General features: G+C 73.7%; 14 protein-coding genes. 7 read left to right on the top strand and 7 right to left on the bottom strand.

Annotation, left to right across the window (positions count from 1 at the left end; genetic code table 11):
• Positions 1-44: 44 nt before the first annotated feature.
• Positions 45-662, top strand: coding sequence for a TetR/AcrR family transcriptional regulator (locus SGA01_RS03575; protein WP_141293189.1), 618 nt, complete (start codon positions 45-47; stop codon positions 660-662).
• A gap of 67 nt (positions 663-729) precedes the next feature.
• On the opposite strand, the gene SGA01_RS03570 is transcribed toward SGA01_RS03575, so the two are convergent.
• The 6 genes from SGA01_RS03570 to SGA01_RS03545 all read right to left on the bottom strand — a co-directional run bounded on the left by SGA01_RS03570 (position 730) and on the right by SGA01_RS03545 (position 8,667).
• The gene (locus SGA01_RS03570) at positions 730-1,953 is read right to left on the bottom strand and encodes a styrene monooxygenase/indole monooxygenase family protein (protein ID WP_141293187.1); all 1,224 of its coding nucleotides are present in this window, start codon (positions 1,951-1,953) and stop codon (positions 730-732) included.
• Between the two features lie 68 nt (positions 1,954-2,021).
• Positions 2,022-3,005: an LLM class flavin-dependent oxidoreductase gene (locus tag SGA01_RS03565; protein ID WP_167533995.1), complete on the bottom strand. Its 984-nt coding sequence runs from the start codon at positions 3,003-3,005 to the stop codon at positions 2,022-2,024.
• Positions 3,006-3,089: 84 nt separating this feature from the next.
• Positions 3,090-5,333: an AMP-binding protein gene (locus SGA01_RS03560; protein WP_141293183.1), complete on the bottom strand. Its 2,244-nt coding sequence runs from the start codon at positions 5,331-5,333 to the stop codon at positions 3,090-3,092.
• Positions 5,330-6,541, bottom strand: coding sequence for an acyl-CoA dehydrogenase family protein (locus SGA01_RS03555; RefSeq protein WP_141293181.1), 1,212 nt, complete (start codon positions 6,539-6,541; stop codon positions 5,330-5,332). The genes SGA01_RS03560 and SGA01_RS03555 overlap by 4 nt, the downstream gene beginning before the upstream one ends.
• Positions 6,542-6,586: 45 nt before the next feature.
• Positions 6,587-8,119, bottom strand: coding sequence for an FAD-binding oxidoreductase (locus tag SGA01_RS41500; protein WP_176602599.1), 1,533 nt, complete (start codon positions 8,117-8,119; stop codon positions 6,587-6,589).
• A gap of 47 nt (positions 8,120-8,166) precedes the next feature.
• Positions 8,167-8,667: a flavin reductase family protein gene (locus SGA01_RS03545; protein WP_141293179.1), complete on the bottom strand. Its 501-nt coding sequence runs from the start codon at positions 8,665-8,667 to the stop codon at positions 8,167-8,169.
• Positions 8,668-8,877: 210 nt separating this feature from the next.
• Here SGA01_RS03545 and SGA01_RS03540 point away from each other — a divergent pair, with 210 nt between their 5' ends.
• Complete coding sequence (locus tag SGA01_RS03540; RefSeq protein WP_141293177.1) at positions 8,878-9,975, top strand: prephenate dehydrogenase; 1,098 nt, start codon at positions 8,878-8,880, stop codon at positions 9,973-9,975.
• 132 nt (positions 9,976-10,107) lie between these two features.
• Here SGA01_RS03540 and SGA01_RS03535 read toward each other — a convergent pair whose 3' ends face one another.
• Positions 10,108-11,202 (bottom strand): LLM class flavin-dependent oxidoreductase, encoded by a 1,095-nt coding sequence (locus SGA01_RS03535; protein ID WP_141293175.1) that lies wholly within the window; start codon positions 11,200-11,202, stop codon positions 10,108-10,110.
• A 330-nt stretch (positions 11,203-11,532) separates the two neighbouring features.
• Here SGA01_RS03535 and SGA01_RS03530 point away from each other — a divergent pair, with 330 nt between their 5' ends.
• The 5 genes from SGA01_RS03530 (at position 11,533) to SGA01_RS03510 (ending at position 20,205) form a co-directional block, all read left to right on the top strand.
• On the top strand, positions 11,533-12,132 hold the full coding sequence (locus tag SGA01_RS03530; RefSeq protein WP_141293173.1) for an RNA polymerase sigma factor: 600 nt from the start codon (positions 11,533-11,535) through the stop codon (positions 12,130-12,132).
• Positions 12,129-12,464, top strand: a complete 336-nt coding sequence (locus SGA01_RS03525; RefSeq protein ID WP_055644934.1) for a hypothetical protein — start codon at positions 12,129-12,131, stop codon at positions 12,462-12,464. The genes SGA01_RS03530 and SGA01_RS03525 overlap by 4 nt, the downstream gene beginning before the upstream one ends.
• A 190-nt stretch (positions 12,465-12,654) precedes the next feature.
• Positions 12,655-13,407, top strand: a complete 753-nt coding sequence (locus tag SGA01_RS03520; protein ID WP_167533994.1) for a thioesterase II family protein — start codon at positions 12,655-12,657, stop codon at positions 13,405-13,407.
• A 46-nt stretch (positions 13,408-13,453) separates the two neighbouring features.
• A complete protein-coding gene (locus SGA01_RS03515) occupies positions 13,454-14,218 on the top strand; it encodes a class I SAM-dependent methyltransferase (RefSeq protein ID WP_141293169.1) in 765 nt (254 codons plus the stop codon).
• Entirely contained in the window at positions 14,215-20,205 is a 5,991-nt protein-coding gene (locus tag SGA01_RS03510) for a non-ribosomal peptide synthetase (RefSeq protein ID WP_141293167.1), read from the top strand. The genes SGA01_RS03515 and SGA01_RS03510 overlap by 4 nt, the downstream gene beginning before the upstream one ends.
• Position 20,206: the final 1 nt, after the last annotated feature.

Genomic DNA, 20,206 nt, shown 5'->3' with positions numbered 1-20,206 from the left:
CAGAAGAGGCTATCGACCGGCTGATCGGCCGTCAAGGAGGACATGTGGCCCGCACCGGACGCCCCCGCAGCTTCGATCGGGACGCCGCACTGCACACGGCGATGCTCGTCTTCTGGGAGCGCGGGTACGCCACCACGTCGACGACCGACCTGAGCGCCGCGATGGGCATCAACCCGCCCAGCCTGTACGCCGCCTTCAAGAACAAGGAGCAGTTGTTCCGGGAGGCCATCGAGCTCTACGAGCGCACCGAGGCGGAGTCCTCGCGCCGGGCCATGGACGAGGCCGCGACGGTCCGCGAGGCCATCGCCGCGCTCCTGCACGGCAGCGTCGACCGCTTCACCGCCGCCGACAGGCCGCGCGGCTGCATGATCGTGCACGCCGCCAGCAGCTGCACCACCGACCACGAGTCCGTACGGGACTTCGCGCTGCGCTGCCGGGCCCGGACCAAGTCCACCCTCAAGACCCGGCTGGACGCCGCGGTGGCGGGCGGGGAGCTCGCCGAGGACACGGACACGGACCGGATCGCCGCCTTCTACACCACGTTCCTCAACGGCCTCTCGTTGCAGGCGCGGGACGGGGCCGAGCGCGCCCAGCTGCACGAGCTGGTGGACATGGCGATGTCCGTCTGGAGCCCGCGGACCGGTCCGCTGGTCGCCGCGTAACACGGAAAGACGGAGGGAAGCGCGCACGGCCGGGCCGTGCGCGCTTCCCTCCGCCGACGGTCTTCCGTCACCCGGCCTCAGTGATCTTGTCCAGCCAGGCCCGCGTGGCGTCCGGCGTCTTGACGGCCTCCCACATGTCGGCCGGGTGGTTGAAGTTGGCGACGAACGCGTCGGCGACGCGCTGATCGGCCGTGGCGGTCACGAAGATCCCGCCCAGGTGCTCGACCGGCGGCGCGACGTTCAGGTTCGACCAGGCGACGACCGGTTCGGCGATCCGCCACAGCCGCTCGGCCACCCGCTCGGCGAACGCCTCGTCGAACGGACCGCCGGCGACGATGAGTTCGGCGATCTCGAAGGCGCTGCGCGAGCCGAGGTTGGCGCCCTGCCCGGCGAGCGGGTCGTTGACGATCCAGGCGTCCCCGAGGGCCAGCGCGATCCTGCCCGAGTCGAGCGCGGCCCAGCTGCGGCGGACCACCGGGGTGAGGCCGCCCTGGATCACGTCGCCGGGGCGGCGGATCCCGAACTCCCGGTCGGAGATGCGCTCGCGCAGGTCCGGCGCGTACTCGGCGACGAGCCCCAGGAGGGTCTTCTCGAAGCCGGCGGGGTCCTCCGCGTGGTCGTAGGAGGCGAGTTGCTCCAGCGCACCGCCCGGCAGGCCCTCCACGACGATGCCGTGCACGGGTCCTTCGGCGGTCAGGATCCGGGTGGAGAAGATCTCGCCCGCCTCGGAGACCTGGAAGTGGATGTGGCCCGGGTCGACGGGCGCGATGCCGTGGAAGAGGCCGGCGGTCAGGACGCGCTGGGGCTCCGTGTAGGGCGAGCGCTCCGGATCGCGCGGGAACAGGCCGGTGGTGGCGGCCCGTCCGGTGGCGACCACGACCAGGTCGTGGTCGCGGGAGATCCGCTCGATCTCGGCCGCGTCGGGCCGCAGCACGACCACGCGGCCGCCCCGCTCCAGGTAGTCGGCGGTGAGCGTGGGCAGGTAGAGGCGCAGGTCGACGCCGCTCGCGGGGGCGTCGAGGCGGCCGAGGAAGCCGATCTCCGGCTCCCCGCGTGCCACGAGGCGGACGCCGAGGGTGTCGTTGTCCCCTCCCTCCCAGTGCGAGACGCCCAGTTCGCGCTCCCGGTCCAGGGTCCGGCCGAACCGGACGGGGAGGCTCAGCGGGCGCCCCGCCGCGAGGTCCTCGGTGCTGCGCTCGGCGTAGACCGTCGTGGTCACTCCCGCCTGCTGGAGTCGCAGGGCGAGGTGCAGGCCCGAGATGCCTGCGCCGACGATGGCGATGTCTGACATGGTGCTCCTTGCTCCTTCTGGGGTCGGGCGCGCGGGAGCGGCCGTCGGCCGGCGCGCTCGGGCGGATGTCAGGCGAACTGCGGGAGCACGTGCTCGGAGAACAGTTCGAGGGAGCGGCGGGCCCGGTCGACGGGCAGCCCCGGCGCGCGGCCGAAGAAGATGACGCGTTCGACGTCGCCCAGCGGCTTGATCCGGTCGCGCAGCCCCTCGGCGACCACGTCCGGCGGGCCCACCAGGAACAGTTCGCGCGGCAGGTCGTCCACGGACGGCAGCCCCGGGTTGCCGAACCACTCCTGGAACTTGTTCAGCAGGTACCAGTAGTGCTCCCTGATCTCCTGCCAGCCCTCCTCGGCGTCCTCGCACACGTAGACGCCGGGGGTGACGATGGCCGTCAGACCGAAGCCGGCCGGGTCGTGCCCGTGCTCGACGAGGGTCCGCCGGTACAGGTCGAGGACCTCCGGCGAGGTGCCGAGGTCGGGCAGGAAGCGCAGCCCGTGGCGGCCCGCGCGCCGGGCCGCGGCCTCGCTGCCGCCACCGATCCACACGGGCGGCGGGCTCTGCGGGACCGGGGTGACGACGACGTCGTCGAGGTCGAAGTGCTTCCCGGCGTACGAGAACGGTTCGCCGGTCCAGGCACGGCGGAGGATCTCCACGGTCTCCTCGGTACGGGCGCCCCGCTTGGCCCGGTCGAAGCCGAGGGCCTCGAACTCCTTCTCCCGGTAGCCGGGGGCGAGGCCGAGCTCCAGTCGGCCGCCGGAGAGCAGGTCGGTGACGGCCGCGTCCTCGGCGAGCCGCAGCGGATGGGTGAGGCCGGCGAGGACCATGGCGGTGCCGAGCCGGACCCGGCTGGTGCGGGCGGCGATGGCGGCGAGCGCCGGGAACAGGGACGGCAGGTAGCCGTCGTCGGTGAGGTGGTGCTCGGACAGCCAGACGGACTCGAACCCGAGGGTCTCGGCGTCGGTGGCGAGCGACAGCGTCTCCTCGTAGACGTCGGTCCAGGGCCGCCGCCATCCGGCCGGGTTGCGGAAGTCGAGCCAGATGCCGAATTTCACTGTTTCTCCTGGGAGTTCGGGGTGGATACGGTCGGACGGTCGGGCGGACGTGCGTCGGCCGGTCTGCCGGGCGCGGGGCGCGGGTCAGGCCTCGGAGAGCGCGCGCGGGCCACCGTTGACGAAGACGAGCGGGGGCCGCCGGTACCGGCCGCCGGTGGCCAGCACCTCCCCGATCAGGACCGTGTGGTCGCCCGTGTCGTGGCGGTCGTACAGGGTGCACTCGAGCCAGCCGGGTGCGTCGAGGACCAGGGCCCCGGTGCGCTCCCCGGGGGTGGCCGTGCAGGTGAGCAGGGCCCTGGCCCGGGTCTCCCGGTCGCCGCCCAGGGCCTCGGCCATGTCGATGCCGGCGACGTCGAGGATCGACACCGCCCAGACCTTGGTCGTGAGCAGTGTCGCGAGGACCTCGGAGTCGCGGGGGACGGCGAGGGAGACGAGCGGTGGGTCCAGGGAGACGGAGGTGAAGGAGCGGACGGCCACCGCGTCGTGGCGCCGTCGGTCCCCCTCCTCCTCCTCGTACGTGGTCACGACGCAGATGCCGGTGGCGAAGGTGCGCATGGTCGCGGTCAGGTCCAGGGACATGTCAGGCCTCTCGGTGGGGGGGGTGGGTGATCGGCCGGGTGTGCCGGGCCGGCCGGTGGCGACGGCCGGGCGGCGGAGCTTCCCGGTGGCGGTCCTGGGCGGTTCGTGTCCGGTCAGAACCTCGACGTGCACCTCGTCGGCCCCGAAGCGCCGCCGCACCCGCTCGCGCACCCGCTCCGTCGCCTCGTCCGGCGGGACCCCCGGCCGGGGCCGGAAGAACACCGCGAGCCCGGCGGAGCCTGTAGCGCCGGCTGCGGAGCTCGTGCCGGCTGCGGAGCTCGTGACGTCCGCTGAGCTCGCGACGTCCACTGAGCCGGTGCCGTCCGCCGCGAGCGGGCGGGCGACGGTGAAGGACGGGAGCACGTACGGGAGTTCCTCGACGGCGTCCTCGATCTCGTGGCCGTGCCACCGTCCACCGCCCACCTCGATGAGGCCGTCGGCCCTTCCGGTGACGGTGAGTTCGCCGTCCGCCACGAAGGCCAGGTCGTCGGTGACGAGCCAGCCGTCGTCCGAGAGCGGGGCCGGACGCGCCACCCCGTCCACGAGGTAGGTGTCGGCCACCGGCGCTCCGGTGATCTGGAGCCGGCCCACGACCCCGGTCGGCACCACCCGCCCCGCCTCGTCCACGACCCGTACCGACACTCCGGGCTGCGGTGTCCCCACCGGCACATGGCGCCGGCGCGGTCCGTCCGTGGGGCGGAAGACGCCGTCGACGACGCCGGAGGCCGTCTCCGGCATGCCCCACCCGGGGTGTACGGCGGTGGCCGGCAGTCCGTGGGGGGCGAGCGCCTCCACGAACCGCCGTACGACACGGTCCTTGACCGCCTCGCCGCCGTTCATCACGTAGCGGAGCCGGCTCAGGTCCCAGGAGCGGTCCGGCGCCCCGGCGAGCCGGTCGACGAGGAGCGCGAGGACGCGGTTGGGCGCCCAGGTGGTGTCGATCCGCTCCCCCTCGGCCACGTCGAGCCAGCGCAGCGGGTCGGCGCGGACCCAGCCGGCGTCGGCGTGCACCTGGTGGCAGCCGAGGTAGACGTCCCGTACGTGGAACATGACGATTCCGCTGACGTGGTCGAGCGGCATCCGGTTGAGGCTGCGGGTGTCCGGGCCGAGGCCCCGCACGAGGGCGGTGCCGTGCGCCCTGGCGAGCACCTGCCGGTGGGTCAGCGGTACGGCCTTGGGGCGGCCGCCGCTGCCCGAGGTCAGGGTGAGCACCGCCGGATCGTCGGGCCGCGCCGCGACCTGCTCGCCGGAACCGGTGGACGGGTGGGGCCCCTGGCCGAAGGGGCGCAGCCCCGGCGGGTGCGGGCCGGGCGGCTCGTCACCGAGCAGCCACGCCTCCCCGACGGCCTCGACCGCCTCGGCGAGTCCGTCGGCACCGGAGCCGTACGACACGGGCAGCGGGACGAGTCCGGCGAGCACGCACCCCCAGAAGGAGATGAGCAGGTCGCCGGTGCGGTTCGTGCGGAGGATCACCCGCGCGCCGGGCCGCGCACCGGCGGCGGCGAGTTCCGCCGCCGTCCGTGCCGCGTCCGCGTACAGCTCGGTGTACGGCCTGTGGGCGGCCGTGCCCGTGCCGTCGATCACGAGGACGCCGTGCGGACCTCGCGCGGCACGCCGCAGCGCCTCGCCGAGCGTGCCGACCGAGGGCGCCGGCAGCGGCCCGCCGCTCAGCTCGGCCCGGTCCGCCCGGTCCGTCGCGACCGTGGCGGCGCGCGGTCCTGCGGCCTTCGCGCGCGGGTGTCCGCTCATGCCACGATGCCCAGGCTGAAGGGGTTGGACGGGGTGCCGCCGAGCAGGTGCGCGCCCGCCGACTGGAGCACCTGGTCCTGGGCGATCACGTGCTGGCGCATCGTCGTCAGGTCGCGCAGCCAGCGGTCCAGCGGCGAGGGCCGGTAGACGGCGGTGGTCGCCACGAGGTCGTACAGCCGGGTGACGATGGTCCGGGCGACCCGGAAGGCGTTGACGCGCGCGAGGACGGTGTCCACCCGGTCGTCGCGGCCGATCTCGCCGCCCTTCTCCAGGATCTCCGCCTGCCTGCGCAGGCTGCCGTAGACGGCGTGCCGGGCCGCGCCGAGCTCCATCTCGGCCTCGGCGATGGTCATCTGTACGCGGTAGGTGTCGGCCCAGGGTGTGGCGGCGGCGCGGTCGACGCGGCCGGCGGCCAGTTCCCGTACGTGGTCGAGCGCGGCCCGGGCCACGCCGAGCGGCACGCCGGGCATGTTGCGCAGGATCGCCTCGGCCGTGGAGTGCGGGCCCTCGACGCGCGGGGCGCCGAGGCTGAAGGAGTGCTCCTCGGGCACGAAGAGGTCCGTCGCCTGGTAGTCGTTGCTGCCGCTGCCGGCGAGGCCGGTGGTGTGCCAGGTGTCGAGGACCTCGAACTCGTCGCGGCGGGCCAGCATGATGCGCCAGTGCCGGGGCGAGCCGTCGGGTCCGGGCTCGGGCTGCCCGTCCTGGTGGACGAAGCAGCCGGCCACGACCCAGTCGGCGTGGGTGATGCCGCTGCCGAACCCCCAGCGTCCGGTGACCCGGTAGCCGCCGGGCACCCGCTCGGCCCGGCCGAGCGGCAGGATCAGTCCGGCGGTGATGGCGTCGGGGTCGCTGAGCTCCTCCCTGGCGACGGACTCGGGCAGGAACTGCGCGTAGAGGGGGGTGTCCATGCCGATCATGGCGCACCAGGCGGCGGAGGCGTCGCCGCGGGCGAGGGTCTCCACCACCTCCGTCTGCTGGACGGAGTCGAGGCCCGGGCCGCCCAGTTCGGTGGGCACGCCCATGCGGAAGACGCCCGCGTCGCGCAGCTTCTCCACGACCGCGTCGGGCAGCCTGCGGGCCCGCTCGATGTCGTCGGAGAGGCCCCGCAGCACCGGGACGAGGTCCTCGGCACGCCTGAGGAGCTCCTCCGGAGTGGTCGGCCGGGTGGGGTCGGGACGCCGGGCGGCGACCTCCTGTGAAGTGACCATGTGCTGTAGTCCCCTGTCTCACTGGTGTCCGGTGGGGTTCCGCGGTCAGCGGTAACGCCCCGGCGCGATGGCGTTGTTGGGGTCGAGTACGGCTTTGAGCCGACGGGTCAGGGCGAGGGCTCCGGGATCGGCGGCGAGGGCGTCGCGCCGGTGGGCGTGGTCGACGTCCAGCCGGTAGGGCGCGTAGCCCGCGTCGGCGAACGAGGTGTGGAGCAGGTCCAGCGCGCGGTGGGCCCGCTCGGGTGCGTCCCCCTCGCGGGGGAACTTCATCGCCACCACGCAGTCGATGAGGTCGGGGCCGAGGAGGTGCAGCGTCGCCGAGAGGCGGGTGCCGGTCGCGGCGGCCGCCTCCCGCAGCAGTCCGTCCGCGCGGGAGACGTCCGCGCCGGTGAACGGCAGCAGCGGCAGGAAGAAGACGAAGCCGGCCTCCGCGTCGACGCGGTCCGCGGGCACGCCCATCTTGGCCCGGAAGAGGACGTCGGCGATGTCGGGGTCGCCGGCGTAGCCGCGCTCCACCAGCCGGGCGACCTCGTGGTTCGGGTGGGCGGGGTCGATCGCCTCGGTGGCCGTCACCTGGGTGAACAGGCCCGAGCGGCGGGCCTCGGCGGTCAGGATGCCGGTGAGGGCCTCGACGGCCTCGGCCGTGCCGTCGACGGGGAGGTGCACGAGGAACTCGCCCTCGGTGCCGCCGTACGAGCGGGCCGCCGCCGGATCGTAGATCCTCGGGACGCCGCGCGTGAGGCCCTGGGCGACCCAGCGGCGCACCGCGTCGGTCGCCGCGCTCAGCGCGGACTGCGGGAAGTCGAGCCGGACCACGCGCAGCGCCTCGGGCCGGGGGGCCAGCCGGATCACGGCGGCGGTGACCACGCCGAGGGAGGACTGGACGAAGAGCGGCAGCGGCGAGGGGCCGAGGCCGTGCGGGTAGACCGGTGCGGTCCGGTCCTCGGTGGGCCACCAGCCGACCCGTACGGTCTCGCCGTCGGGCAGCACCACCTCCAGGCCCGCGAGGTCGTCGGTGCGCTGGCCGCGCAGGCCGACGCCGCGGTCCAGGGCGTTGCCGAGGACGCTGGTGGCGGCGGCGGAGACCGTGACGTTGACGAGGCGCGGGGTGTGGGCGAGGAGCCGGGAGAGGTGGCCCTGGGTGACCCCGGGCTCGACGACGGCCCAGCCGGCCTCCAGGTCGAGCTCGCGGACCTTGTCGAGGCCGCCGAGGTCGAGGACGACGGCGTCGTCGTCGGCCGGTTCGCGGGAGCCGAGGCCCCAGTTGCGGCCGGTGCTGACGACGTGGAGGCTGCCCGACCCGGTGTCCCCGGCGAAGAGTTCGACGAGCTCGGGGACCTGTCCCGCGGTGGCGGGCCGCAGCACGGCGGCGACGCGGCGGGTGCGGAAGAGGCTGGCGTTGGGGCCGAGGAGGCGGGTCGCCCGCTCGTCGTTCTCGGGGCGCAGCACCCGGTCCTCGCCGAGGATCCGGGCGGCCGCGTCCAGCGCCTTGCGCAGGGCGGGGTTCCCGGACGTGGGCGGGGTGGAGGCTGCGTCAGGGGTGGTGGTTGCGTCGACGGCCCTGGACTGTTCGGTCATGGTGGTCTCCCTGGTCTCCCTTGTCTCTCTGGTGGGCCGGGCCCGGGTCACGGGCCGATGGCGGGGGTGAGCGCCCCGTGCAGGAACACCAGGGGGTCCTGCGGTGCGCGCACGCCGGTGGCCAGCACGGTGCCGATCACCATGAGGTGGTCGCCGACGGTGAACGAGTCGGCGAGCGCGCACTCCATCCAGCCGGACCCGTCGAAGAGGAGGGCTCCGGTGCGCGGCCCCGGCACGGCGGGCAGTTCTGCCAGCGCCTCCGTCCGGCTCTCCCGCGAGCCGGCGAGGCGGCGGGCGGTCTCGGCGCCGTCCGCGGCCAGGATCGACACGCCCCATCGCCCGGAGGCGAGGAGATCGGCGAGGAAGGCCGATCCGTGGCGCAGGGAGAGCGACACGAGCGGGGGGTCGAAGGAGACGGGGACGAGCGAGTTGACCGTGATGGCGTCGTGGCGACGCCCGTCCGGGCCTCCCGGGGTCTCGGTCCAGGTGCTCACCACCCCGACGCCGGTGGCGAAGTGCCGCATCACCGTGCGCAGATCGAGTTCCACGGTGTTCCTCCTTCGTTCGCTGACGGCCCCTTGGCGAGAGCAAGCTATGGTCCGCCGCAGGGCGACTGTGCTGTCCCCGCGCATGCGCTCTGTCGCGTTCGCGAATGCCCGAAGTGCGCTGATGCGGTACTTGCCGTGCGCGGTCGGCCGAGAACCGGGCACCCGGTTGCGGTCAGACTGCGACGGAGAATCCGGCCATGAGGGGGAACAGTGATTCGCACTGCGGCAGTGGTGGGGACCGGGCTGATCGGCACGTCCATGGGACTCGCGCTGACCCGCCGCGGCGTCCACGTCCACCTGCTCGACGCCGACGAGTCGGCGGCGCGGGTGGCCGCGGCGCGGGGCGCCGGCGTCTTCGGCCCGCCTTCCGAACCGGTCGACCTGGCCGTCGTCGCCGTACCGCCGACGCGGGTGGCGCAGGTGCTCGCGGACCAGCAGCGCCGTGATCTCGCCCACGCCTACACCGATGTGGCGAGCGTCAAGTCGGCCACGGCGCTGGCCGTCTCGCGCTCGGGGGTGCACCGTCCGAGCTATGTGGGCGGCCATCCCATGGCGGGAAGCGAGCGGTCCGGCCCGCTGGCCGCCCGTGCCGGTCTCTTCGAGGGGCGGACCTGGGTCCTGACCCCCGGCCCCGAGACCTCGTCGGGCACGCTCAACCGGGTGCTGTCCGCCGTCGCACTGTGCGGTGCCGTGCCCCTGGTGATGGAACCGGGCGTGCACGACCGGGCGGTGGCCCTCGTCTCCCACGCGCCGCACCTCGTGGCGACCCTGATGGCGGCGCGTCTCGGCGGGGCGTCGCGGGAGGCACTCGCTCTGGCCGGGCAGGGCGTACGGGATGTCATCCGGGTCGCCGGTGGCGCTCCGACGCTGTGGACGGACATCGTCCGGTCCAACGGTCCTGCCATCGCGGAGATCCTCGGCGACCTGCGCAAGGACCTGGAGGCGCTGACCCGCGCGCTGAACGCCCTCGAGGTGTCGGGGCCGGAGTCGGAGGAGGCCCTGGCCTCGCTCGTGGACCTGCTGGAGCGGGGCCGGGAGGGCTGGGAGTCGGTGTACGAGCCGGGTGGCCGGATCCCGGTGGAGCGGGTGACGCTGACGGTCCCGCTCGACGGCGGGCCCGGTGAGGTGGATCGGCTGATCGACGCGGCGGAGGGGTGGGGCATCGACGCGGACGGCATCCGACTGAGCTGGTCCGACGCGGACACGGAGCTCTCGGCTCTTCTCGCGGCCCCCGCTCCCACGGCGGAGGCGGTCCGCCGCCGGCTCGCCGACGACGGCTGGCGGGTCACGGTGGCGGCGGGTTCCTGAGCGAGCCGGGGCCGTCGCGGGACGACGGCGCGCGCCATGGGGCGCGGTACGGCTTGCCGTACCGCGCCTCTCGGGGTTACGACGCCGGGCCGCCGCACCGGCCCGGCGTCGTCATGTCTCCCCGCCGTCGCGTCAGTCGGTCGCCGCTTCGGCCGCCGCGTCGGCCGGCAACCCGTAGGCGTCGGCTATGAGTTCGTAGGAGCGCACCCGGAAGTCGGGGCCGTGCGAGTTCATGGCGAGCATCAGCTCGTCCGCGTCGGTCCGCTTCTGGAGCTCGTCAAGACCGGCCCTGACCTCGTCGGCCGTGCCGTAGAGGGCGTTGTCGAGCCAGGTGCCGAGGACCGCGCGTTCCTGCTCGGTGAAGACGTGCCGCTCGGCCTCCTCGGGCGTCGGGACGAGACCGGGCCGGCCGCTGCGCAGCCGTACCGTGGCGAGCGCGCCGGTGAGGGCCTGCCGCCGCGCCTCCTCGGCGTCGTCCCCGGCGAAGGCGAAGACGCCGAGCACGACGTACGGCTCGGCGAGGGTCGCGGAGGGACGGAAGCTCGACCGGTACAGCTCCAGGGCCGGGAGCGTGTTGCGCGCGGAGAAGTGGTGGGCGAAGGCGAACGGCAGGCCCAGCCGGCCGGCGAGCTGTGCGGAGAAGCCCGAGGAGCCGAGCAGCCACACCTGCGGCTGCCCCACCTCGCCCTGCACGGGACCGGGTACCGCGTGGATGCGCCGGTAGGGGTGCCCGTCGGGGAAGTCGTCGCGGAGGAAGCGGATGAGCTCGGCCACCTCGGCCGGGAAGTCGTCGCTCTCCGCTCCGCCGGCCCGCCGCAGCGCGGCCGCGGTGGCGCCGTCGGTGCCGGGCGCGCGGCCGAGGCCGAGGTCGATGCGCCCCGGCGCGAGCGCCTCCAGGGTGCCGAACTGCTCGGCGACCACGAGCGGGGCGTGGTTGGGCAGCATCACGCCGCCGGAGCCGAGCCGGAGGGTACGGGTCTGGGCCGCCAGGTGGGCGAGGATGACGGCCGGGCTGCTGCTGGAGATGCCCGGCATGGAGTGGTGTTCGGCCACCCAGTACCGGAGCAGGCCGCGGGCCTCGGCCAGTCGGGCCAGTCGGGCCGAGGTCTGGAGCGCCTCCCGGGCCGTGGTGCCCTCGCCGACGGCCGCGAGGTCGAGTACGGACAGCGGGACGGGGGCGGTTCCCCGGGCGGTGCCACGGATGAATTCGCTGTTGGACGCAGTCATGCCCGCGACAACGGCAAGCCGCCTCACGGCATTCCCACTCAACCGGTAGGGAAGGAATGTTGGCCGACACCCCACCTCGAACGGCCGGTCCGCGCGTCTTGCGCAAGCGGGGTGAATCCTTTCCGGACCTCCCCGCCTCCTATGTGCGTGTACCGGCCGTGGGGGCCGGTGGAACCAAGAGGAGAAAGCCGAGATGGTCACCGGACTCGTCGTACTCGGAGTCGTGCTCGTGGGCGCGTGCAGCTGGCACCTGACGCGTCGCTACAGGAGCCGGGGCTGACCGGCACCCGCGCCACGCGCCGCCCACCGAGGATGAGTTATGAGTAGGACATGAACCGACGCTTCACCTGGCCGGACGAGCGGCTGATCAAGGCCGCTCAGGACGGCGACGTCAGCTCGCTCACCACCGTCGTCGTGCAGTCGCAGCCGCACGTGCGCAAGTTCGCCCTGTCCCTCTGCGCCTCGCCGCAGGACGCGGAGGACGCCGCGCAGGAGGCGCTGATCATCCTGTACCGGAAGATCGGCACCCTGCGGGCGACGGGCGCGCTCGCCTCGTGGATGTTCCGGATCGTCCGGAACGAATGCCTCCGGCAGATGCGCCTGCTCGCCTCGCGGCGCGAAGGGGCATCCGACCAGCCGGAGACGCCCGACGGGCCGTCCGCCGAGGAGTCGGTACTGCACAGGATGGAGGTGGAGCGGATCGCCGCCGCGATCGGGGCGCTCCCCCGTGACCAGCGGCAGGTCCTGGTCATGCGGGACATCCAGGGCCTGCCGGGCAGGACCGTCGCCGACACGCTCGGACTGAGCGGCGCCGCGATGAAGTCACGTCTGCACCGGGCACGCACGACGCTGCGCCACTCCCTGGCGACGACCGGCCAGATGCCCGGTCCCGCCGTCGACCCATCAGTGGGAGGAGACCCACGACCGTGAACACGACGAACGCCGTGAAGCCCGTGAAACCCACGCGCCCCGCCCCCTCCGCCCCACCCGAGAGGAACTTCGCCAGTAAATCCGTCCCGCGCCATCTGGCGCGCGGCGCCGTCGGCTTCGGGCTGATCATCGGCTCGATCGTCCTGGTGCCGGTCGCCGGACCGGCCACCCTGCTGGCGGCGCCGCTCGCCCTGATCGCCTTCCGCGGCTGCCCCACCTGCTGGATGGTGGGCCTGGCGCAGACCGTCTCGCGCGGTCGCCTGGAGCGACAGTGCACGGACGGCGTCTGCACCATCGCCAAGGCGCACCCGGCGGCCCGGGCCCCGGAGTAGCCGTCGGCCGACACCGGCGTCCCGGCCCCACCGAACACCAGGTGGAGGCCGGTTCGCCGGTGGGACGGCCACCTTCGATTTCGCACGCGTGACCCACGAATTCCCGTTTCCTTCCGCCGACATGGTCGTTGCACCCAAAGATCCATTGGGGTGACGCAGCGTCACCGTCGATCGAAAGTGCGTGCAATCCGTGAGTGTCATCTCAGAGAACGTGTGGTTTCCCCACGACCGTTCCGGGCCGTCCCGGCTCGATGCCCGGCTCTTCTGTCTCCCGCACGGCGGAGCGGACGGATCGGCGTTCCGCCCCTGGCAGGGCCTGCTGGGCGCGGGAGTCGAGGTCGTGCCCGTTCAACTGCCGGGGCGCGGGATCCGCATGGCGGAGACCGCCGAGAGCTCGATCGTCCGGCTCGGCGAGAAGCTCGCCGAGCCGATCGCCCGCCGCGCCGACGGCCTTCCTTACGTGCTGTTCGGTCACAGCATGGGCGCCCTGCTCGCCTATGAACTCGGACTCGCCCTCCAGGACGGGCCCAACCCCCCGGCGGCGGTGATCGTCTCCGGTGCCGTCCCGCCGCACGTACCTCGCAGCACCCCCGCGATGCATCTGCTCGCGGACGAGGAGTTCCTCGGCCGTCTCGGCGCGCTGGGCGGCATTCCGCCGGAGCTGCTCGCCGAGGAGGAGTGGCTGGAGCTCTTCCTTCCGGTGCTGCGCGCCGACTTCGAGGCGGCCGAGACCTATCGGACCCGAAGCACGCTGTCGCCCGGTGTGCGGCTGATCGCCCTCGGCGGCTCCGAGGACCCGGCGGCGCCGCCCGCCGAGGTCGAACGCTGGCGGGAGCTGGGCACCGACGTGACGGTCCGGACCTTCACCGGCGGCCATTTCTTCCCCTTCGAGTCGGCCGACCAGGTTCTCGCCCTCGTGTCGGCCGCCTGCCGGGCCCGCTGACCCGCACCCCCTCCGTACGGACTTCGTGATGCAAGGACTGTCTTTCATGAGCAACACATCTTCACGACGGCGAGGGCGCTACGGCGTCGACGGCCCGGCCTGGCTGCTGGCGTTCGGCGCCGGGGTCGTGGCGCCCCTGGCGGCGGTCGCCGCCGGCGGACCCCGCCGGCTGCTGCGGATCCCGCCGGTCCTGGCCGTCGCGGGAGGGCTCTTCCTCCACGCTTCGGTACGGGGCAAGTTCCTCGTATGGGAGGAGCAGTTGGACGCGCTCGACCTGAAGGGCGGCGAGCGGGTGCTGGACCTGGGCTGCGGGCGCGGAGCCGTACTGACCGCCGTGGCCCGCCGCGTACCGAAGGGCCGGGTCACCGGCGTCGACATCTGGCGCTCGGTGGACCAGTCCGGCAACAACGAGCGGAGCGCGGTCGCCAACGCCGAGCGCGAGCGGGTCGAGGACCGGATCGACCTGGTCACCGCGGACATGCGGCGACTCCCCCTCGGCGACGGCCTGTTCGACGTCGTGCTGTCCAGCATGGCCATCCACAACATCACCAGCGCCCGAGGCCGTGAGGAGGCCGTGCGCGAGGCCTACCGGGTCCTCAGGCCGGGCGGCCGGCTGCTCATCGCCGACATCTTCCACGCCCGCCGCTACCTCCGGATCCTCCGCGCGGCGGGCGCCGTCGCGACCACCTGCGCCGACGCCGGCCCCCGGATGTGGTGGAGCGGCCCCTGGGTGCCGACCCTGCTGGTGAGCGCGGAGAAGCCGGCGGCCGGCCCCGGTGACGACGACCGGGACGGGACCGAGCAGTCATGAACCTCTCCGCACCCTTCCCCCGGGCGTACGGCCGACGGCCGAGCAGCCTCGTCGACCTGCTGCGGTCTCGGGCCGCCCGGCAGCCCGACCATCTCGCGTACGTCTTCCTCGACAGCCACGGCGAGGAGGAGTCCCGCCTCACCTACGCACAACTCGACCGCCGTGCACGGGAGGTGGCCGCGACCCTCCAGGAGGAGGGCAAGGCCGGCGACCGGGTCCTCGTCCTGCACCCGCCGGGCCCCGACTACCTGAGCGCGTACTTCGGCTGCCTGTACGCGGGGGCGGTGGCCGTGCCGTGCTACCCGCCGCACGCCCGCAACCTCTCCCGGCTCCGGGCCGTGGCCGCGGACGCGGCGCCCACCGTCGCGCTGACCGCTGACCGGATCGCGGCCCGCGTCCGTGAGCAGCTCCTCGACGCACCCGAGCTGCGGGACGTCACCTGGCTGCCGGCGAGCGCTCTCACCGCCGACGCCGACGCATGGACCGATCCGCTCGTCGGCACCGACACCCTCGCGTTCCTGCAGTACACCTCGGGCAGCACCGCCACTCCGAAGGGCGTGATGGTCTCCCACGGCAACCTGCTGCACAACTCGGCCCAGATCCAGGCCCGTACGCGGACCACCGCGGACTCCCACGTCGTCAGCTGGCTGCCGCCGTACCACGACATGGGACTCATCGGCGGCATCCTGCAACCGCTCGTCGCCGGGTGCCCCGCGGTTCTGATGGCGCCGGGCACCTTCGTCCTCGACCCGCTCCAGTGGCTGCGCGCGATCTCCGTCTACGGCGCCACCTCCTCCCCCATGCCGCCCTTCGCCCTGGACCTCTGTGTCGAACGGATCGATCCCGCCGACCACGAGCCCCTGGACCTGAGCACGCTGAGCACCGTCATCGTCGGCGCGGAGCCCGTACGGGCCGCGACGCTGGACCGCTTCGCCGACCGGTTCGCCCCCTGGGGGCTGCGCAGGGAGGCGCTGCGGCCCAGCTTCGGGCTGGCCGAGGGCACCCTGATGGTGTCCTGCGGGGAGTACCTCACCCGCTCGACCGCCGTCACCGTCGACGCCCCCGCCCTGGAGGCGCACCGCGTCGTCCCCGGGACCGCCGACGCGGGCCCCGGCCGGAACCGGGAGGTCGTCGGGTGCGGCTCCGCCGTCGACGGGCAGCGGCTGCTCGTCGTCGATCCGGCCACCGCGACCGTCCGCGGGGCCGACCGGGTCGGCGAGATCTGGGTCGGCGGCCCGCACGTCGCCCACGGGTACTGGGGGCGTCCCGACGAGAGCGCGGCTGCCTTCGAGGCCGAACTCGCCACCGGTGAAGGGCCGTTCCTCCGGACCGGCGATCTCGGGTTCATGCGCGACGGCGAACTGTTCATCACCGGCCGCAGCAAGGACCTGATCATCATCAGGGGCCGCAATCTCTACCCGCAGGACATCGAGCGGTGCGCGGAGCGGAGCCATCCGGCCCTCCAGTCCAACGCCTCGGCCGCCGTCACCGTCGACGACGGCGGAGCCGAACGGCTGGTGCTCGTCGCCGAGCTCCGGCGCGGCGCGGAACTGCCGCCCGTGGCCGAGGTGGCACGGGACGTCGGCCGGGCGGTCGCCGCGGAGTTCGACGTCCGTCTCCACGGCCTGGTCCTCGTGCGTACCGGCACCATCCCCAAGACCTCCAGCGGAAAGATCCAGCGGCGCGCCATCCGGCAGGCCCTCTTCGACAGCACCCTGACCGTCGCCGGAAAGTGGACCGCGGACGAGCGGACCTCGGAAACGCAGACCGTCGGCGCGGACGCCCTCCCGGCGCAGCCCATGGACGGCCCGCGCGACGCAGTCGAGGCCTATCTGACCCGTCTGGTGGCGACGCTGGTGCCGGACGGCGCGGGCGTGACCGACCGGGAGCGCCCCCTGCTCGACCTGGGCCTGGACTCGCTGGCCACGCTGCGGCTCGCCGGCCGCGTCGAGCGCGACCTGGGCGTGGACGTCGCCGACACCCTGTTCGACGGCGATCCGACCATCACCACGCTCGCGGCCACCGTCCTCCAGCGGCGCCCGTCCGGCATCCCCCTCACCGACGACGGGCTGCCGATCCCGGCGGAGCGCCCGGCGACCACGTCGGACGACTCGGCCGCGCTCCCCCACGCCCCCTTCCCGCAGACCGACACCCAGCAGGCCTACTGCCTCGGCCGTACCGGCGCCTTCGAGCTGGGGAACGTCTCCACCCACGTCTATCTGGAGTTCGACGCCCCCGATCTCGACCTGCCCCGGTTCGAGCACGCCTGGCGGCGGGTGATCGACCGGCACGAGATGCTGCGGGCCGTCATGCTGCCCGACAGCAACGAGCAGCGGATCCTCGCCGAAGTACCCCCGTACGAGATCGGGGTGACCGATCTGCGCGGCCGTGAGCGCCACGAGGCCGAGGCGGCGCTGACCGCCACCCGGGACCGGCTGTCCCACGAGGTGCGTCCGGCCGACCGGTGGCCGCTCTTCGAGGTCGCCGCCACCCGGCTGGACAGCGGTCTGCGCATCCATCTGAGCGTGGACTCGCTGATCGCGGACTTCTCCTCGGGGCGGCTGCTCTTCGACGACCTGTCCCGCTTCTACGACGCACCGGATTCCCGGCCGCCGGCACCGGAGAGGAGCTTCCGCGACCACGTACGGGCCGAGGCGGAGCGGCGCGAAGGGGACGCGTACCGGCGTTCGCGTGACTACTGGTGGGGCAGGCTGCCGGAGCTGCCCCCGGCACCGCAGCTGCCCTCCGCCGCCCGCGCCGGATCGGTCGACCGGCCCCGGTTCACCCGGCGGGAGACCGTCCTGCCCGCCGCGCTGTGGCGGGGCCTCAAGGAACGGGCCGGCCGGGCCGGGCTCACCCCGACCGGGCTGCTGCTCGCCGTCTACGCCGAGACCGTGGCCGGCTGGAGCACCAGCCGGCACTTCACGCTCAACGTGCCGCGCCTCACCCGGCCGGTCCACGACCCCGCGTACCACGAGGTGTTCGGCCAGTTCGCGTCCTTCACCCTGCTGGAGTGCGACTTCCGCACCGGCTCCACCTTCCTGGACCGGGCACGCGGCCTCCAGCGGCAGCTGAGGTCCGACCTGCGGCACCAGGACGTCAGCGGGGTGGAGGTACTGCGCGAACTGATGCGCCTCCAGGGCGGTTTCGACCAGGCGCTCATGCCGGTGGTCATGACCAGCAACCTCGCCTTCGCCACGCCGGCGAAGACCCCGCTGGAGCGGCTGCTCACCCCGGTCTTCGCCGTCTCGCAGACCCCGCAGGTCTCCCTCGACGAGCAGGTCCACGAAGAGGAGGGCGCGCTCCTGCTGAACTGGGACGCGGTCGACGAGCTCTTCCCCGCCGGGCTCCTCGACGACATGTTCGCCGCGCACACGGCGCTGCTGCACCGGCTCGCGACCGACGACGCCGTCTGGTCGCTGAACAGGCCGCTCGACCTGCCCCCGGCGCAGGCCGAGCGGCGCAGGGAGAGTGCGGGCCCGACCCGCGCCGTACCGGACATCCAGGTGCAGCACCTCTTCGAGCGGCACGTGGCCGCCCGCCCCGACGCCCCCGCGGTGATCGCCCCGGACCGGACGCTGTCCTACGGCGAGCTCGACGCCTCGGCCCGGCAGGTGGCCGCCTGGCTCCGTGCGCACGGAGCCGGGCCCGGCCGGCTGGTCGCGATCGTCATGGACAAGGGCTGGGAGCAGGTCGTCGCCGCGTACGCCGTGCTGTACTCGGGCGCCGCGTACCTGCCGATCGACCCGGACCTGCCGGGCGCACGCCTGCGCCATCTGCTCGCCAAGGGCGAGGTCGACCTCGTCCTCACCCGGTCGGCGCTCGACGCCACCCTGGACTGGCCGACGGGACCTCTGCGGCTCTCCCTGGACCGGCCGCTGCCCGCCGTCCCCGACACTCCGCTCCCCTCCGGCGGCAGCCCGGCGGACCTCGTGTACACGATGTTCACCTCCGGCTCGACGGGCGAACCGAAGGGCGTGATGGTCAGCCATCGAGCGCTCGTCAACTGCCTGGTGGAGACGGTCGAGACCTTCGGGATCGGCGAGGGCGACCGCGGTCTCGCGGTCACCGCGCTCCACCACGACCTCTCCGCCTTCGACGTCTTCGGCATGCTCGGCGCGGGCGGCACACTGGTCGTGCCCGCCGCCGCCGACCGCCGGGACCCGGCGCACTGGACCGAACTGATCGCCACCCACCGGGTCACGGTGTGGAACTCCGTACCGGCCATGATGGAGATGCTCCTGGAGAGCTCCGGCGAGGGCGACCGGCTCGCCTCGCTCCGGCTGGCGGTTCTCGGCGGCGACTGGATCCCGCTGGCGGTGCCGCCCCGGCTGGCGAAAGCCTCGCCGGGCGTCGAGGTGCTCGCCATCGGCGGTCCGACCGAGACGACCGTGTGGAGCATCTGGTACCGCGTCGCCGAGATCGATCCGGCCTGGCGGAGCATCCCGTACGGCACCCCCCTCGCCAACGTCCGCTACTACGTGCTCGACGAGCGGCTCCAGGAGTGCCCGGACTGGGTCACCGGCGAGATGTACGTCTCCGGCACGTGCCTCGCCGACGGCTACTGGCGCGACGCCGAGCGCACCGAGGCGGTGTTCCTCGCCCATCCCGAGACCGGGGAGCGGATGTACCGCACGGGGGATCTCGGCCGGTGGCTGCCGGACGGCACCATCGAGTTCATGGGCCGGGCCGACTTCCAGGTCAAGATCCGCGGTCAGCGCATCGAACTCGGCGAGATCGAGGCGGCGCTCGTCGCCCACCCCGCCGTCTCCTCGGCCGTGGTCACCGCCACCGGCCGCCCCGACCGGCCCGGGCACGACGGCCTGGTCGCCTACGTCGTCGCCGGACCGGACGCGGCCGACGTGGAGGAGGCCCGACGCAGCGGCGTCACCGTGCTCGACCCCCTGGGCCGGGCCGCGTTCAAGCTCGCCCGGCACGGGCTGCGCAGGGAACCCGACCGGCCCCGGATCGTCCTCCCGCGCGTGCCGGAGGAGCCGTCGCGGCGGCGCAGCGACCGGGACTTCCTCACCGCGCCGATCGGCCTCGCGGAACTGGCCGACTGCCTGGGCGTCCTGCGCCAGGAGGAGGCGGACGGGCTTGCCAAGTGCCGCTATCCGTCCGGCGGCGGGCTCTACCCGGTCCAGACGTACCTGTACGTGAAGGCCGGTGCGGTGGCGGACCTCCCGGCGGGTACGTACTACCTCGACCCGAGGGAGAACGCGCTGGTCACCCTCGACGAGGGCGCGACGGTCGACGCCGGGATCCACGCCCCGCACAACCGTGCCCTGTTCGAGGCCTCCGGTCTCAGCGTGTTCCTCGTCGCCGACCTCGACGCGATCGAGCCCATGTACGGCTCGGTCACCCGGGACATGTGCCTGCTGGAGGCCGGGTACATGGGCCAGCTCCTGATGGAGAAGGCGGCCCGCACCACCATCGGCCTCTGCCCTATCGGCGCGCTCTCCTTCGAACCGGTCAGGCCGCTGCTCGCGCTCGGCGAGCGGCACGTGCTGGTGCACTCGCTGCTCGGCGGCCGGGTGGACAGGGACGCGCCCGCCCGGCCGGCCGAGACGGCCGAGCCGCTCGCGGAACAGCTCCGTGGCTGGCTCGGCGAGCGGCTCCCCGCGCACATGGTCCCGGGTCACGTACAGGCCCTGGACAGCTGGCCGCTGAGCGCCAACGGCAAGCTCGACCGACGCGCTCTGCCCGCCCCCAGGCAGGCCGACGACGCGCCCGGGTTCGTCGCGCCGCGCACGGAGACCGAGGAGCGGCTCGCCGCGCTCTGGTGCGAGGTCCTGGACCTGCCCCGGGTCGGCGTCAGCGACAACTTCTTCGAGCTCGGCGGGAACTCCCTGGCCGCGACCCGGCTGGTCGCCCGGATCCGCGACGGGTTCCGGGTGGCGATCGGCCTGCGCGAGATGTTCACCTCGCGCACCATCGCGGAGCTGGCGGTCACGGTCGACCGGCTGAGGAACGAGACCTCCGTCTGAG

Source organism: Streptomyces gardneri, from assembly GCF_006539185.1.
Classification (GTDB): Bacteria; Actinomycetota; Actinomycetes; order Streptomycetales; family Streptomycetaceae; genus Streptomyces; species Streptomyces gardneri.
The sequence above is the reverse complement of the archived record's forward strand: the minus strand, read 5'-3'. Positions and strand labels throughout refer to the sequence as shown.

Coding starts and splice junctions, on each gene's coding strand:
- SGA01_RS03510 (WP_141293167.1), top strand. CDS start 14,215: ATGAACCTCTCCGCACCCTTCCCCCGGGCGTACGGCCGACGGCCGAGC.
- SGA01_RS03535 (WP_141293175.1), bottom strand. CDS start 11,202: ATGACTGCGTCCAACAGCGAATTCATCCGTGGCACCGCCCGGGGAACC.
- SGA01_RS03515 (WP_141293169.1), top strand. CDS start 13,454: ATGAGCAACACATCTTCACGACGGCGAGGGCGCTACGGCGTCGACGGC.
- SGA01_RS03530 (WP_141293173.1), top strand. CDS start 11,533: ATGAACCGACGCTTCACCTGGCCGGACGAGCGGCTGATCAAGGCCGCT.
- SGA01_RS03560 (WP_141293183.1), bottom strand. CDS start 5,333: ATGAGCGGACACCCGCGCGCGAAGGCCGCAGGACCGCGCGCCGCCACG.
- SGA01_RS03570 (WP_141293187.1), bottom strand. CDS start 1,953: ATGTCAGACATCGCCATCGTCGGCGCAGGCATCTCGGGCCTGCACCTC.
- SGA01_RS41500 (WP_176602599.1), bottom strand. CDS start 8,119: ATGACCGAACAGTCCAGGGCCGTCGACGCAACCACCACCCCTGACGCA.
- SGA01_RS03555 (WP_141293181.1), bottom strand. CDS start 6,541: ATGGTCACTTCACAGGAGGTCGCCGCCCGGCGTCCCGACCCCACCCGG.